This window comes from Pseudochelatococcus sp. (assembly GCF_050946405.1).
Lineage (GTDB): Bacteria > Pseudomonadota > Alphaproteobacteria > Rhizobiales > Beijerinckiaceae > Pseudochelatococcus.
Map to the genome: position 1 here is coordinate 1 of NZ_JBMNUS010000021.1, position 14,245 is coordinate 14,245.

Annotated in this window: 15 protein-coding genes; 3 read left to right on the plus strand and 12 right to left on the minus strand. The window is 67.5% G+C overall.

Annotated features, from left to right (window positions below; translation table 11 throughout):
• Positions 1–165: 165 nt before the first annotated feature.
• The 10 genes from ACOYJQ_RS18650 to ACOYJQ_RS18695 all read right to left on the minus strand — a co-directional run bounded on the left by ACOYJQ_RS18650 (position 166) and on the right by ACOYJQ_RS18695 (position 10,027).
• On the minus strand, positions 166–936 hold the full coding sequence (locus tag ACOYJQ_RS18650; protein WP_433460578.1) for an SDR family NAD(P)-dependent oxidoreductase: 771 nt from the start codon (positions 934–936) through the stop codon (positions 166–168).
• Positions 933–2,588 carry a cyclohexanecarboxylate-CoA ligase gene (gene aliA / locus ACOYJQ_RS18655; protein ID WP_433460579.1) on the minus strand — a complete coding sequence of 552 codons (1,656 nt, stop codon included), beginning with the start codon at positions 2,586–2,588 and terminating at the stop codon, positions 933–935. The genes ACOYJQ_RS18650 and aliA overlap by 4 nt, the downstream gene beginning before the upstream one ends.
• A gap of 24 nt (positions 2,589–2,612) precedes the next feature.
• Positions 2,613–3,773, minus strand: a complete 1,161-nt coding sequence (aliB, locus tag ACOYJQ_RS18660; RefSeq protein ID WP_433460580.1) for a cyclohexanecarboxyl-CoA dehydrogenase — start codon at positions 3,771–3,773, stop codon at positions 2,613–2,615.
• 13 nt (positions 3,774–3,786) lie between these two features.
• Positions 3,787–4,494, minus strand: coding sequence for an ABC transporter ATP-binding protein (locus ACOYJQ_RS18665; protein ID WP_433460581.1), 708 nt, complete (start codon positions 4,492–4,494; stop codon positions 3,787–3,789).
• Positions 4,494–5,240 carry an ABC transporter ATP-binding protein gene (locus ACOYJQ_RS18670; RefSeq protein WP_433460582.1) on the minus strand — a complete coding sequence of 249 codons (747 nt, stop codon included), beginning with the start codon at positions 5,238–5,240 and terminating at the stop codon, positions 4,494–4,496. The genes ACOYJQ_RS18665 and ACOYJQ_RS18670 overlap by 1 nt, the downstream gene beginning before the upstream one ends.
• Positions 5,240–6,208, minus strand: coding sequence for a branched-chain amino acid ABC transporter permease (locus ACOYJQ_RS18675; RefSeq protein ID WP_433460583.1), 969 nt, complete (start codon positions 6,206–6,208; stop codon positions 5,240–5,242). Before ACOYJQ_RS18675 ends, ACOYJQ_RS18670 begins: the two co-directional genes overlap by 1 nt.
• The gene (locus ACOYJQ_RS18680; RefSeq protein ID WP_433460584.1) at positions 6,205–7,077 is read right to left on the minus strand and encodes a branched-chain amino acid ABC transporter permease; all 873 of its coding nucleotides are present in this window, start codon (positions 7,075–7,077) and stop codon (positions 6,205–6,207) included. The genes ACOYJQ_RS18675 and ACOYJQ_RS18680 overlap by 4 nt, the downstream gene beginning before the upstream one ends.
• A 100-nt stretch (positions 7,078–7,177) precedes the next feature.
• Positions 7,178–8,413: an ABC transporter substrate-binding protein gene (locus tag ACOYJQ_RS18685; protein WP_433460585.1), complete on the minus strand. Its 1,236-nt coding sequence runs from the start codon at positions 8,411–8,413 to the stop codon at positions 7,178–7,180.
• 47 nt (positions 8,414–8,460) lie between these two features.
• Positions 8,461–9,246, minus strand: a complete 786-nt coding sequence (badI, locus tag ACOYJQ_RS18690) for a 2-ketocyclohexanecarboxyl-CoA hydrolase (RefSeq protein ID WP_433460587.1) — start codon at positions 9,244–9,246, stop codon at positions 8,461–8,463.
• Positions 9,247–9,256: 10 nt separating this feature from the next.
• The gene (locus ACOYJQ_RS18695; RefSeq protein WP_433460588.1) at positions 9,257–10,027 is read right to left on the minus strand and encodes an SDR family NAD(P)-dependent oxidoreductase; all 771 of its coding nucleotides are present in this window, start codon (positions 10,025–10,027) and stop codon (positions 9,257–9,259) included.
• Positions 10,028–10,236: 209 nt separating this feature from the next.
• Between ACOYJQ_RS18695 and ACOYJQ_RS18700 the strand changes: the two genes are divergently transcribed.
• A complete protein-coding gene (locus tag ACOYJQ_RS18700; protein ID WP_433460589.1) occupies positions 10,237–10,752 on the plus strand; it encodes a MarR family winged helix-turn-helix transcriptional regulator in 516 nt (171 codons plus the stop codon).
• A 21-nt stretch (positions 10,753–10,773) separates the two neighbouring features.
• Here ACOYJQ_RS18700 and ACOYJQ_RS18705 read toward each other — a convergent pair whose 3' ends face one another.
• Complete coding sequence (locus ACOYJQ_RS18705) at positions 10,774–11,940, minus strand: acyl-CoA dehydrogenase family protein (protein WP_433460590.1); 1,167 nt, start codon at positions 11,938–11,940, stop codon at positions 10,774–10,776.
• Between the two features lie 156 nt (positions 11,941–12,096).
• Here ACOYJQ_RS18705 and ACOYJQ_RS18710 point away from each other — a divergent pair, with 156 nt between their 5' ends.
• Together ACOYJQ_RS18710 and ACOYJQ_RS18715 are read left to right on the plus strand one after the other, a co-directional pair.
• A complete protein-coding gene (locus ACOYJQ_RS18710) occupies positions 12,097–13,122 on the plus strand; it encodes a zinc-binding dehydrogenase (protein WP_433460591.1) in 1,026 nt (341 codons plus the stop codon).
• 15 nt (positions 13,123–13,137) lie between these two features.
• Positions 13,138–13,914: an enoyl-CoA hydratase-related protein gene (locus ACOYJQ_RS18715; protein WP_433460592.1), complete on the plus strand. Its 777-nt coding sequence runs from the start codon at positions 13,138–13,140 to the stop codon at positions 13,912–13,914.
• A 38-nt stretch (positions 13,915–13,952) separates the two neighbouring features.
• On the opposite strand, the gene ACOYJQ_RS18720 is transcribed toward ACOYJQ_RS18715, so the two are convergent.
• The coding region (locus ACOYJQ_RS18720) for a transporter (protein WP_433460593.1) at positions 13,953–14,245 on the minus strand (293 nt) is incomplete at its 5' end.

Consider the following 14,245-nt stretch of genomic DNA (forward strand, 5'->3'; position numbering starts at 1 on the left):
AGGATGACGCGCCCGACGCCCGCGGCTTCCGCGGCGTCAAGCGCAGCGGCAAGGCCCGCGCGGACAGCCTGCGAAGTCACGTTGACAGGAGGGTGGTCGATCGTAACCACCGCGATGCGATCTTCGACGACCAGCAGAACGGGAGATGGGTCTGTCATGCCATGCTCACAGATGGGGGTGGATGCCGCCCGAGACGGCCAGGATTTCGCCGGTGATGAAACGCGCCGGCTCGGAGGCGAAGAAAGCGACCGCCTCGGCGATTTCCTCCGGCTCCGCCATGCGGCGGTTGAAGGCGAGCGCCAGCAGCCGCGCCGCCTCCTCCTCGCGCATGTTGCGGGTGACGGAGGTGCGCGTCAGCCCCGGCGCGACCGCGTTCACGGTGACGTGCGGAGCGAACTCGGCGGCGAGGCTGCGCGTCAGCGAGGCGGTGGCGGCCTTGGCGGCGGCGTAATCCGCCTGCCCCGCCTCGCCGCCGAAGACGACGGTGGCGATATTGACGATCCGGCCCCGGCCCCGCTCCAGCATGCCCGGCGCCAGGGCGCGGATCAGATGGAAATTGCCCGTCAGATTGAGGTCGAACGTGGCGCGCCATTGTTCCTCGCTCATGTCGAGGAACGGCGTGTAGAGGCGGCTTGAGCGAATGCCGCCCACCATGTTGACCAGAATGTCGACGCCGCCCCGGCCAAGCGCAAGCCCGGCGAAGGCCCGCGCCTCCGCCGCGACGGTGACGTCGCCGCGCAGGGAGTCGATCCGCGCCTGCGGGAAGGAGGCGGTGAGGCTTTCGACCGTCTCCGCCAGCCGCGCGCCGGAAATGTCCGTCAGGACGAGATGCGTCGCCCCGTCCGCGAGCAGCCGCCCGGCGACGGCGCGGCCCATCGGCCCCCCTGCCCCGGTGATCGCGGCGGCAGGGCCCGCGAGGCGGCGGGCGCCACTCACGCCTCCCCTCCTTCGGCTTCGGCCTTCAGGACGTTGCGCAGGGCGAATTTCTGGATCTTGCCCGATGCGGTCGCGGGCAGCCTGTCGCGGATTTCCAGCCGTTCCGGGAAATACTGCTTCGCCAGCCGCTGCGATTCGAGGAAGCGGGCCATCTCCGCGAAATCGAACTCATGCCCCGCCTTCAGCACCACGAAGGCGCAGGCGCGCTCGCCCAGCCGCGCGTCGGGATAGCCGACCACCGCCACCTGATGAACCGCCGGATGCTTGTAGAGCAGGGCCTCGACCTCGACCACCGGGATGTTTTCCGCGCCCCGGATGATGATGTCCTTGGACCGGCCGCAGATGCGGATGTAGCCGCGCTCGTCGATGCGCGCGATGTCGCCCGTGTCGAACCACCCTTCGGGATCGGTGTTGTTCCATTGCGGGCGCTTCAGATAGCCGCCGAAATTGGAGCAGCCGCGCACATAAAGCTCGCCCTCGTGGCCGGCGGGCGCGAGAAGCCCGTCGACGCCGCGCACCTGCAACTCCATGCCGGGCAGGACGAAGCCGTCCGTGTTGATGGAGCGTTCGTCGGGATCGTCGGGCGAGACGACGGTCACGGCGCCATTCTCGGTCATGCCCCAGGCGGAAATCACCTTCGCGCCGAGCACCTCGCGCGCCCGCTCCACGAGCGGGCCGGGAATGGCCGTGCCGGCGCAGAGGAAAATGCGCAGCGACGCCGAATCCGCGCCCGTCTCCTCCACGGCGTTCGACAGGTCCATCAGGAACGGCGTGGAGGCCATGGTGAACGTCACCTTCTCCGCCTCGATCAGCTTCGCCGCCAGCGTCTTGTCCCAGACGTCCATGAGCACCATGCGCGCGCGCAGCATCACCGGCATCAGGAAGCCGTACATGAAGCCCGTCTGGTGAGCCATCGGCGAGGCCATCAGCACGCTGTCGGACGCGCCGAGCCCCAGCCGTTCGGCATAGGGCACGAGGTTGGCGTACATCGTGTTGGCGGTGTGCATCACGCCCTTCGGCTCGCCCGTGGTGCCGGAGGTGTAAATGAGCTGGCAGACCGCGTTGGCGTCATCGCGCGCCCCCGCCGCGGTCCCGGCGATTTCCGCCGCGTCGTCGAGCGCGGGATCGAGCAGCAGGGCGTCGAAGCCGTTCGGTCCCTCGCCCCCGGCGACGATGACGTGCCGCAGGTCCGGCAGCTCAGGCTGCATCCGCCCTGCCATGGCCTCATGGTCGAAGCCCCGGAAAAGCTTCGGCACCACGAAAGCCTTGCTCTCGCCGTGGCGGAGCATGAACAGCAGTTCATGCTCGCGGAAGATGGGCATCACCGGGTTGAAGACGACGCCCAGCCGGCGGCAGGCAATGTAGAGAACGACGAATTCCCACGAATTCGGAAGCTGGCATGACAGCACGTCGTCCTTGCCGAGACCGAGCCTGGAAAGCCCCGCCGCCGCGCGCCGGGAGAGCCGGTCGATTTCCGCGTAACTCAGGTCGCGCCGCTCGCCGGTGGAGACGATGACGGCGGTCAGCCCCACGGCGTGGGGCTTCTCGGCGAGGCAGGCATCGAAGTAGTCGAGCAGGGTTTTGCCGCGCCAGAAGCCCTTGGCCTCCATGGCCGCGCGACGAGGCTCGATCAGAACGGCGTCGAATTTCATGGTTTCCTCCTCCCTTTGCGTGTGTCAGCCCGCCACGGCCGCCCGGCCCGCGCGCTCGCGGGCGATGATGTTCTTCATGATGTGCGCCGTGCCGTCGCCGATCTGGAGGCCGAGCACGTCGCGCAGCCGCTGCTCGAAGGGCAGCTCGTTCGAATAGGCGGCATGGCCGTGGATCAGCAGGCAGGCGTGGATCGCCTCATAGGCGAGCAGCGGCGGCCACCATTTCGCCATCGCCGCTTCCGCGACGTGGGGCAGGCCGTTGTCCTTGAGCCACAGCGCGTTGTAGCTCAGCAGCCGCGCGCCCTCGACGCGGGTGTCGAAATCCGCGAGCTGGTGCGTGATGCCCTGAAACGCCCCGAGCGGCTTGCCGAAGGCGCGCCTCTCGCCGATATAGGCCCAGGTTTCGTCAAGGCTCCGGCGCGCCGTGCCGAGGCATTGCAGCCCGATCAGCGAGCGCGAGAAGTCGAAGCCCTGCATCACCTGCACGAAGCCTTTTCCTTCCTCGCCCAGCAGGTTTTCGGCCGGCACCCGCACGTTGTCGAAGAAGATGGAGCCGCGCCCGATCGCGTGCTGGCCGACATCGGTGAAGCGCGTGGTGCTGATGCCGGGCGTATCCATCGGCACGAAGATCGCCGAGATGCCGCGCGCCTTGTCCTCCGGCCGGCCGGTGCGGGCGAAGACCACCGCGCCCGCCGCCTGGTCGGCCGCCGAGATCGAGGTCTTCTCGCCGTTGATGACGTAGTGGTCGCCGGCGCGCTCCATGCGCAGGCCGAGATTGGCCGCGTCCGACCCGCCGCGCGGCTCGGTCAGCGCGATGGCGATCATGATCTCGCCGGCGATCAGCCTCGGCAGCCACGCCCGCCTGATGTCGGGATTGGCGAAATTGGCGAGGATCTGGCCGTTCAGCGAGGCGAGGATGTTGACGTAGCCGAAGTTGAAATCCGCCTTGCCGATTTCCTCGATGATGACGCCGGAGTAGATCGAACCCGCGCCCAGGCCCCCGAATTCCTCCGGCAGCTCGGGCGCGATCAGCCCGAGACCGCCCATCTCGCGCAGCAGCTCCGCGCCGAACGCGCCCGTCTTCTCGCGCGCCTGATAGCCCGGAGCGAGCCTTTCCGCAGCGAACTTGCGGGCGAGATCCCGGAGCGCATTCAGCTCCGCATTGTCGAAGATCGTGGGATACATGCTTCTTTCCCGGTTACTGAACCATCAGATATTTTCGTTTGATTTCAGGGTCTTCGTAGAAACCGTCGACAGTGCCGGACCACACGGTCCGCCCGCGGTCCACGACATGCACGCTGTCGGCGCAGCGACGGATCGTGTTGAGCGCCTGCTCCGAGACGATCATCGACACGCCCTCGCGCTTGAGGGCGACGATGGCGGTGACGACTTCCTCCGCCACCTTGGGCGCCAGCCCCTCATGCGGCTCGTCGAGCAGCAGGAGCTTCGGGCTGGTGAGCAGGGAACGGGCGATGGAGAGCATCTGCTGTTCGCCGCCGCTCATCACCCCGGCCTTGCGGTGGCGATAGGCGTGGAGTTGCGGGAACAGGCGGAAAACCTCGTCGACGTCCCAGCGGCGGCGGTCGGCGGCGTTCACGGGACGCGGCACGCGCAGGTTTTCCAGCACCGTGAGCGATGGAAAGACGCGCCTGTCTTCGGGCACGTAACCCACCCCGCGCCGGATGACCTCGTGCGGCCGCAGGCCGGCGAGCGGCTGGCCGTCGAAGACGACCTCGCCCCCCGTCACCGCGATCCGGTCGCGCACGATGGCCTTCATGGTGGAGGATTTGCCCGCGCCGTTGCGGCCGATCAGGCAGGCGACCTCGCCCTCGCCGACGGTCAGGTCGACGCCGTGCAGCACTTCGGCCTTGCCGTAGGATGCGTGAAGGCTGGCGATCCGCAGCATCAGTGCCCCCCTCCCAGATAGACGGCCTGCACCTCGTCGTTGGCGGCGATCTCGGCCGGGGTTCCGATGGTGAGGATGGCGCCGCGCACCATCACCGTCACCCGCTGGGCGATCTTCATCACCACGTCGATGTCGTGCTCCACGAAGAGGAGCGTCTTGCCGGCGGCGTCGACCCGCTCGGCCACCATCTCCATCAGATAGTGGCGTTCCTTGATGCTCATGCCCGCCGTGGGCTCGTCGAGCAGCAGCAGGTCGGGATCGCCGGCGAGCGCCATGCCGAACTCCAGCCGCTTGCGATCGCCGAGGCTGAGGTCGGCCACCCGCTCGCCCGCCCGGTCGGCGAGGCCGACCGTCTCGAGCATGGCGAAGGCGCTATCGAGCCGCCCGGCGAAGACGCCGCGCGACAGCGCCGCCCATTGGCCGGCGGCGATGACGCAGGCCGCCATCATGTTCTCCAGCACGCTCATCCGGAGGAAGGCGCGGCTGATCTGGAAGGTGCGCCCGATGCCCTTGCGCGCCAGCCGGGCCGGCGGCAGCGACGTGATGTTCTCGCCCTTGAACAGCAGTTCTCCCTCGACATCGGGCAACTGCCCGGCGACGCAGGCGATGAAGGTCGACTTCCCCGCGCCGTTGGGGCCGATCAGCGCGTGCCGTTCTCCCTTGGGAATGTCGAAGGTGATGTCTTTCAGCGCGATGAAGGCGCCGTAGGTCTTGCGGATGTGGCGCGCGGAAAGGATCGGTTCCATCACGCGCCTCCCGCCATACCGCCGCGCAGGCGCCGGAGCAGACCGGCGAAACCGTGCGGCATGGCGAGGCAGATGCAAAGCAGCAGGATGCCCAGCACCAGCTCCCATTCATGGATGACCCTGGGCACATAGGCCGCCAGCAGCTTGTAGATCGCCGCGCCCCACAGGCCGCCGGTGAAGCTGTTGAGCCCGCCGAGCACGACCATGATCAGCCCGTCGAGCGTGAGGCCGAGCCCCGCGTAATCGGGAAACACCGCTCCGTGCAGCACCGCGTAAAGCGTGCCGGCGATGCCGGCGAAGAAGGCCGCGATGACGAAGGCGCAAAGCTGCACGCGCCGCGCCGCAAGCCCGAGCGCCTCCGCCCGCCAGCGGTCCTGCCCCACGGCGCGGATGGACAGGCCGAGCGGCGACTTGACGATGAACCACAACGCCAGCACCGACACGGCGACGACGGCGAGCACCGTGCTGGCGAAAGCCCGCTCCGACAGGCCGAAGCGCGGCGTCATGAAGCCCGTGATGCCGGTGTCGCCGCCCGTGACGTCATACCACTGGAAGAGGATGGTATGGGTGATCTGGGCGCAGGCGAGCGTCAGCATGGCGAAATAGATCGCCGTCAGCCGCACGCACAGCGCGCCGAACACGAGGCCCCCCAGCGCGGCGGCGAGCGGCCCGGCGGCGAGCGCCGCCTCCGGCGCCATGCCGAGACGGGTGATCGCCAGCGTGAAGCCGTAAGCCCCGAGCCCGAAATAGGCGGCGTGGCCGAAGCTCACCAGATGGCCGACGCTCACCAGCAGGTTGAGGGACGAGGCGAAGAGCGCGAGAATGAGGATTTCGGCCAGCATCGTCGAGGTCGAGGTGGCCGCGGTGCGGTTGACGATCTCGACCAGCGCCAACGCCGGCACGACGATCTTCCAGTTGACGGCCGCGCCGTTGACGGCGGCCCAGCGCCTTGCGAATTCCCGGTTCATCGCGCAGGCCCTCCCTGCCGGCCGAGCGAGCGGATCGTCAGCACCACGGCCATGATGAGGAAGATCAGGACCATCGACAGGCGCGGGAAATACATCACGCCGAGCGCCTTGGTGATCCCGACGACGAGCGCCCCCGCGATCGCGCCGTAGAGATTGCCGAGCCCGCCGATCACGCAGACGATGAAGGCCGAGACGATGATCGTGGTGTCGAGCAGGTGATTCACCTCGCCGTAGGGAGCGGCGAGACCGCCGGCGAGGCCGGCGAGGAAGGCGCCCGCCGCGAAGACGCCCGTGAAGATGAGCTTCTCGTTGACGCCGAGCAGCGCCACCATGCCGCGATCGTCGGTGCCGGCGCGCAGGACGATGCCGGCGCGCGTGAAGTAGATCACCCACACCATCGCCAGCACCACCGCGAGGCCGGCGGCGAAGACGACGACGGGAAACATCGGGAAGAAGTCGTCGCCCAGGACGATGGCTCCGGACAGCGCGTCCGGCATCGGCACCGTGACGCTGTTCGGCCCCCAGATCATGCGCACGAGATCGCGCACGATCAGCACCAGCGCCACCGTGACGATGAGCTGCATCAGGCTGTCGGCCCCGTAGATGCGGCGCAGCACGAGCATCTCGAACACGACGCCGAGCGCCGCCACGATCGCGGCCGAGACGACGACGGCCGCGAAGAAGCCCTGGACGGTGCCGGGCGCGATCAGCGGCACGAGATCGTGGGTGAGGAACGCGCCCAGCATGTAGAGCGAGCCGTGCGCGAAGTTGATGATGCGGGTCACGCCGAAGATCAGCGTCAGGCCCGAGGCGATCAGGAAGAGCGTCATGCCCTCCATGAGTCCGTTGACGAGCTGGATGAGAACCATGAGGATACTCCCCGACCGGGCTCCGGCGCGGCGAACCGGCCGGAACCCGCCGCCGGTTTCACTTGGCCGGCTTCACTTGGCCGGTTTCACTTGGCCGGTTTCACTTGGCGGCTGCCCGGGCGCGGGTGATGAACTCGACGGTCGGCATCAACGGCTCGCCGGCGAACTTCTCGACTTCCGTCAGGATCGGGAAATCGTAGCCGTCGACCTTCGTCGCCTTGCCCACGTAGACCGGCGCGTTCATCTGCCCGTCGAAGGCGCGGACCTTGAGCCCCTTCTCGCGCAGCCCGTCGACGGTGATCTCGCCCACGGCCTTGACGAGCGCGGCCGGCGCGACCGATCCCGCATGCTCGGCGGCGGCGGCGTAGAACTTCAGCCCGTCATAGGCGTTGATCGACCAGTCGGTCGGATATTCCCCATGGGCGGCGCGGTACTTCTCGATGAAGGATTCCACCTCCGGCGTCTTCTCCAGCGCGAAGAACGGGGCGCGGGCGATGCCGTAGACATTGCTCGCGGGCATCGACGCGCCCTGCGATTGCAGCGTGTCCACCGTCATCAGCGTGACGAGGTTCGTGCGCTGGAAAAAGCCGAAACCCGGCCCCTGCTTCAGCAGCGCCCCGAGGCTGGGGCCGAAGAGCGGCGCGAACACCGCGTCGGGACGCACCGCCAGCGTGGCGCTGATGTAGGGCGCCATCGCGGTCTCGCCGACCTTGACATAGATCGGGGCGGCGAATTCCACATCGGGACGCAACGCCTTCAGCCGCTCGACGAATGCGGCGACGGAGGTGTGCCCCCATTCGTAGTCTGAACCCAGCGTGGCGATCCGCTTCCATTCGGGTTTGCGGGCCACATATTCGGCCGCAGCAAAGGCTTCCATGGTGGCGTTGGCCTGCGTCTGCCAGAAATAGGGCTGGAAAAGCTCGATGTTGGCCCGCTGCGTGGAGCCGATGGCGGCGTAGAACGGCACTTTCAGCTCGCCGGAAACCGCCGATTCCGCCAGCATGACCGCCGACGAGCAGACGCCGGTCAGCACGTCGATCTTCTGGTCGACGATAAGCTCGCGCGCGACCTTGGCGCCCTCGTCGGGCCTGGTCTGCGTGTCGCGGATGATGAGCTCCACCGGGCGGCCCAGAATGCCGCCGGCGGCGTTCAACTCCTCGGCGGCGAGCTTCGCGCCGTTGAGGCCGTCCTCGGAGAGCGCCGCGCAGGCGCCGGTCAGGTCGCTGGCGAAACCGACCCTGACCGGCGCCTGCTGCGCCGCCGCATGCCCCCCGGACGATGCGGCGAGCAACGCGATACCCAAAGCCGCGACGCGGCCTTTCCTCAAGCCCTTCATGTTTCCATCCCTGTTATATTATGTTGATTTTATTTATATTTTTTATCTTACTTCTTGCCGAACCTGCGGAAGTCCGGCTTTCTCTTCTCGCGGAAGGCGATGCCGCCTTCCTTGCTTTCGTCGGTGTCGTAGTAGAGGCTCAGCGCCCGCATCCCGAGCGCCGAGATGCCGCGAATGTTCTCGCTGTCGGCGTTGAACGACACCTTGGCCAGCGCCAGCGCGGTGGGCGAGCGCTCCATCAGTTCCGCCACCCAGCGCTCGACTTCGGCGTCGAGTTCCGCGTGCGGGACGACGGCGTTGACGAGGCCCATGGCCAGCGCCTCGGCGGCCGTGTAGCGCCTGTTCAGATACCAGATCTCGCGGGCGCGCTTCTCGCCGACGATGCGGGCGAGATAGGCGGTGCCGAAGCCGGGATCGACCGAGCCGACCTTCGGCCCGACCTGGCCGAACTGCGCCTTGTCGGACGCGATGGTGAGGTCGCAGATGGTGGCGAGCACGTTGCCGCCGCCGATGGCGAAGCCGTTGACGCGGGCGATGACGGGCTTGGGCACGTCGCGGATCAGGCTTTGCAACTCGTCGATGGGCAGGCCGATCACGCCCCGGCCATCGTACTGGCCGTCATGCGCCGACTGGTCGCCGCCGGTGCAGAAGGCCTTGTCGCCCGCGCCCGTCAGCACGATCACGCCGACGTCACGGTCCCAGCCCGCCTTCTGGAAGGCGTGGATCAGCTCGTCGACCGTATGGCCGCGAAAGGCGTTGTACTTGTCGGCCCGGTTGATGGTGATCCAGGCGCCGCCGTTCCTCACCTCGTAGAGAATATCGGTATAGGTCATGGCTTCCCCCTCAGCCGTGCATCGTCAGGCCGCCGGACACCGAGATCACCTGTCCGGTGATGAAGGCGGCGTCGTCGGAGGCGAGGAAGAGGATCGCGCCGGGCAGGTCCTCGGGCTTGCCGAGGCGGCCGAGCGGCACGGCGCGCGTGAACGCGGTGCGCAGCTTCTCCTTGTCGCCGGCCGCTTCCATGAAGTTCTCCAGCATCGCCGTCTCGGTCACGCCGGGGCACACCACGTTGAAGGTGATGCCGTGGCGGGCGTGCTCGCGCGCCAGCGTCTTGGAGAAGGCGACGACGCCCGCCTTGCACGCGGCGTAGACGGCCTCGCCCGACGAACCGACGCGACCGGCGTCCGAACCGATGGAGACGACCCGGCCACCCGTGCCGCGCGCGACCATGGAGGCGACGACCGGCCTGGTGATGTTCAGGACCGAGCGCAGGTTGATGTCGATGATCTTCGACCAGAAGTCCGGCTCCGACTTCAGGAAGGGCACGAACAGATCCCAGCCGGCGTTGTTGACCAGCACGTCGACGGGGCCGAAATCGGCCTCGACGCCGGCAACCGCCGCGGCAGTCGCTTCGTAGTCGGTGAGATCGACGACGAGCGCCGTCGCCTCGCCGCCGGCGTCGCGGATGGCGGCGACGACACGGGCCGCCGCGTCCGCGCCGATATCCGCCACGACGACGCGGGCGCCCTCCTCCGCAAAGCGAAGGCTGGTCGCCGACCCGATGCCTCCCGCACCGCCAGTTACGACAACTACTTTACCTTTCAGGCCCTTCACAGACATCTCCATTGCTGATTGACGGCCAACAGATCCCCACCGACAAACCCGCATATCCTGCGGTTTTGAAGCGATCAGCGCTTTCGGATATGGATCAGCCTCCCTGCCATCAGTGGTATATCGGGCCGTCCGTTACGTCAATATGTTTACTTGATTTTTAATATGGCAGGTCCCTTGACTGCCTGCATGCGGCAGGCGAGACTGCAGCCATGGCGAAAGATATTGACAAATTTGGCGGATTGTCCGTGGGACTGAGCAACCGGCTCTTCTTCCGGCTCTATCAATGCGCCAACATGATGCATAAAACCGGCACGCGGGCGCTGGACACCCACGGCATCACCACCCAGCAATGGGCCGTGCTCGGCGCGTTGACGCGGCCGTCGTTCGCCGGCGGCGTGTCGGTGGGCGATCTTGCCGCGTTCCTGCTGGTCAGCCGGCAGAACCTCGCGGGCGTGCTGTCGCGGCTGGAGGCGCTCGATTACGTCGAGCGGGCCATCGACGCGAGGGACAACCGCTCGCGCCTCGTTCGCCTCACGAACAAGGGCCGCAGCCTCTGGGACGAGGACATGCGCCCCGTGATCGCGGATTATTATGACGAGGCGCTGACCGGCTTCTCCACCGACGACAAGATCCACATGCTCCATTATCTCAACAAGATGCTGGATAATTTCAAGACGATCGATCCCGAGGCGCAGCCCGCCCCGGAGGCGGCCGCGGCGGAATGACCCGCCACGACCGCAGCCGCGTCACAGGCCGGCGCGCGACCGCGCCTCGGCGGCGAGCGCCCTGGCGATGATGATCTGCTGGATCTGGGTCGTGCCCTCGTAGATGCGGAAGAGGCGCGCGTCGCGGAACAACTGCTCGGCCCTGTATTCGCGAATATAGCCGTTGCCGCCGTGCACCTGCACGTTGCGATCGGCGATGCGGCCGACGGCCTCGGAAGCGAACATCTTCGCGCAGGAGGCTTCCAGGCCGACATCCTGCCCCGCGTCGCGCTTGCGCGCCGCATCCAGCACCATGCAGCGGGCGGCATAGGCATCCGCCTTCGAGTCGGCGAACATGGCCTGGAGCAACTGGAAATCCGCCAGCGGCTTGCCGAACTGCCTGCGCCCCACGGCGTAGTCCAGCATGTCGTCGATGATGCGCTCGGACAGGCCGACGCAGGCGGCGGCGATGTGGAGCCGCCCCTTGTCCAGCACCTTCATCGCCGTCTTGAACCCCTGCCCCTCGACCCCGCCGATGAGCGCCGACGCAGGCACGCGGCAATCCTCGAAGATGACGTCGCAGACATGGGCGCCCTGCTGGCCCATCTTCCTTTCCGGCTTGCCCGTGGAAAGACCGGGCGTGCCGCGCTCCACCGCGAAGGCCGAAACGCCCGCCGCCCCCTTCTGCGCCGGATCGGTGCGCGCCATGACGGTGAACAGCCCGGCGTGCGGCGCGTTGGTGATGAAGCGCTTGGTGCCGTTGATCACATAGGTATCGCCCTCGCGCCGCGCGGTCGTGCGCACCGCCGCTGCATCCGACCCCACATCCGGCTCGGTCAGGGCGAAGGAACCGATGAGTTCGCCGGACGCGAGCCGCGGCAGATACTTTTCTTTCTGCTCGGGCGTGCCGTCGATGGCGATGCCCTGCATGCCGATGCCGATGTTGGTGGCGAACATCGACCTGAAAGCCGGCGCGGCGCGGCCCAGCTCGAAGATCGCGAGAACCTCCTCCTCCATGGTCAGCCCGAGGCCGCCGAACGCCTCCGGCGCGGTCAGGCCGAAAAGGCCCAGATCCCGCATCCCGGTGACGACGGACGCCGGAATCTCGTCGGTTTCGGCCACCTCGGCCTCGGCGGGGATCAGGCGCTCATCCACGAAACGACGGAGCGCAACAATGAACCGGGCAAGCGTCTCGGAATCGAGGCTCATGATATCCTCCCTGATTTATGACAATATCTTTCTCTTTATAATATCCCGACCCATCCCGCAACAAGAGGAAAATTCCGTAAAATTCAGCGCATTCCGCGCCCCGCCCTTGACAATATATGTAAATGTATTTACGTTGAAGAAAAAAGGGGGGAGCCGATGATGAAAGCCGTTGTCCTGAAAGAGCGGGGCGCCGCCGGCGTCTCGCATGAGGAGGTGCCGACGCCGGATCGGCCGTTTGGCTGGGCGCGCGTGCGGATGCTCGCCGCATCGGTCAACCGCGTCGATCTCTACATGCGCGACAGCGGGGCCGGCATCACCCATGCGCTGCCGATGACGATGGGCGTCGATGGCGTCGGCGAGATCCTCGAAGTCGATCCCGGCGCGGGCGTGGCGGCGGGCGAGCGCGTTCTGCTCTATCCGGGCGATTTCTGCGGCGCCTGCCGCCACTGTCTCGCCGGTGATCAGCCGCTCTGCCGCAACATCAGGATTCTGGGCGAGCATCGCGACGGCACGTTCGCGGAACAGGTTTCGCTTCCCGCCCGCTCGCTGGTGAAGATCCGCCCCGACGGCAATGTCGATCAGGCCGCCGTGCTCGGCGTGGCCTATCTCACGGCATGGCGGATGGTGTTCGGCAAGGCGCCCGCCGGCCCCGGCAGCGTGGTGCTGGTGCAGGGCGCGGGCGGCGGCGTGTCGTATGCGGCGATGCAGCTCGCGCGCATGGCGGGCGCCCGCGTGATCGTGACGACCGCAGGCGAGGAGAAGCGCGCGCATTTTCGCGCGCTCGGCGTCGAAACGATCGACTACCGCAATACCGATGTCCCGAAAGCCGTGCTGTCGCTGACGGAGGGCGAAGGCGCCGATCTGGTCATCGACAACGTGGGCGAGCGGACATGGAGCGCCTCGCTGCGGTCGCTCGCCAGGGGCGGGCATCTCGTCACCTGCGGGGCGACGACAGGCGCGCATCCATCGGCCGATATCCAGCGGCTGTTCGTGCGGCAATTGTCGGTGCACGGGTCAACCATGGGCAGCATGGAGGAGTTCCGCCGCCTGATCCGCGCCTGGGAGGCCGGCGGCTTCGCGCCGCTGATCGACAGCGTCTTTTCCCTCGCCGATGTCCCGGCCGCCTTCGAGCGGCTGGAGCACCCCGCCCGCATGGGCAAGATCGTCATCCGCATCGCCTGAGAGCACGAGACCCGCATGAGCTACGAAACCATTCTCGCCACGACCGACGGCCCGGTGGGCATCATCACCCTCAACCGGCCCGCGGCCCTGAACGCGCTCAACGGCAAGCTCACCGCCGAAATCTCGGCCGCGGCCGCGGCTTTCGACGCCGACGACGCGATCGGCGCCGTTGTCGTGGCCGGCTCGGACCGCGCCTTCGCCGCCGGGGCCGACATCAAGGAAATCAAGGACAAGACGTTCTCGGATGTGTATCGCGAGAACTTCGTCACCGCATCGTGGGAAGGCATCTCGCGCGTGCGCAAGCCCACGGTGGCGGCCGTGTCGGGGCACGCCATCGGCGGCGGATGCGAACTCGCGCTGATGTGCGACATCATCGTCGCATCCGAGACGGCCCGTTTCAGCCTGCCGGAAACGCAGATCGGCATCATCCCCGGCGCGGGCGGCACGCAGCGCCTGACGCGCATCGTCGGCAAGGCGGTGGCGATGGACATGATCCTGACCGGCCGCGCGCTGGCCGCCGAGGAGGCGCTCGCCATGGGCCTCGTGTCCCGCGTCTCGCCGCAGGCGACGTATCTGGGGGACGCCACCGCGCTCGCCGCGAAGATGGCCGGCCTCTCGCGGCCCATCCTCATGCTGGCGAAGGAGGCGGTGAACGCCGCCTACGAGACCCATCTCGCGGAAGGCATCTACGTCGAGCGGCGGCTGCTCTACGCCACCTTCGCCACGGAGGACAGGCGCGAAGGCATGACGGCCTTCGCCGAAAAGCGCAAGCCCGTATTCAGAAACCGCTGACGCCGCCGGCCGGGGGCGCGCGGCGCGAAACCGCGCGCCTACTCGAAATGATGGACGTATCGCAGCACGTAGCGCAGTCCCTCCGGCCGGTTGCGGGCGGCGAACTCGTGGTAGCCGTTGACGAACAGGAAGTTGTTCTTGTCGACCGCGTAGAGCGCGCCGGGGCCGAGCGCCCAGACGCGCTCCTTGCTGCCCGGCTGGCCGTAGCCGTTCACGCGGGTGTTGGTGGTCTGCTGGAGCCAGTAGCCGTTGAGCCCGACGCGCAGCTTGTCCGTCACCGCGTATTCGGTGGCGAAGTTGGCATGGACGGCCTGCCCGGCGCGCGTCTTGA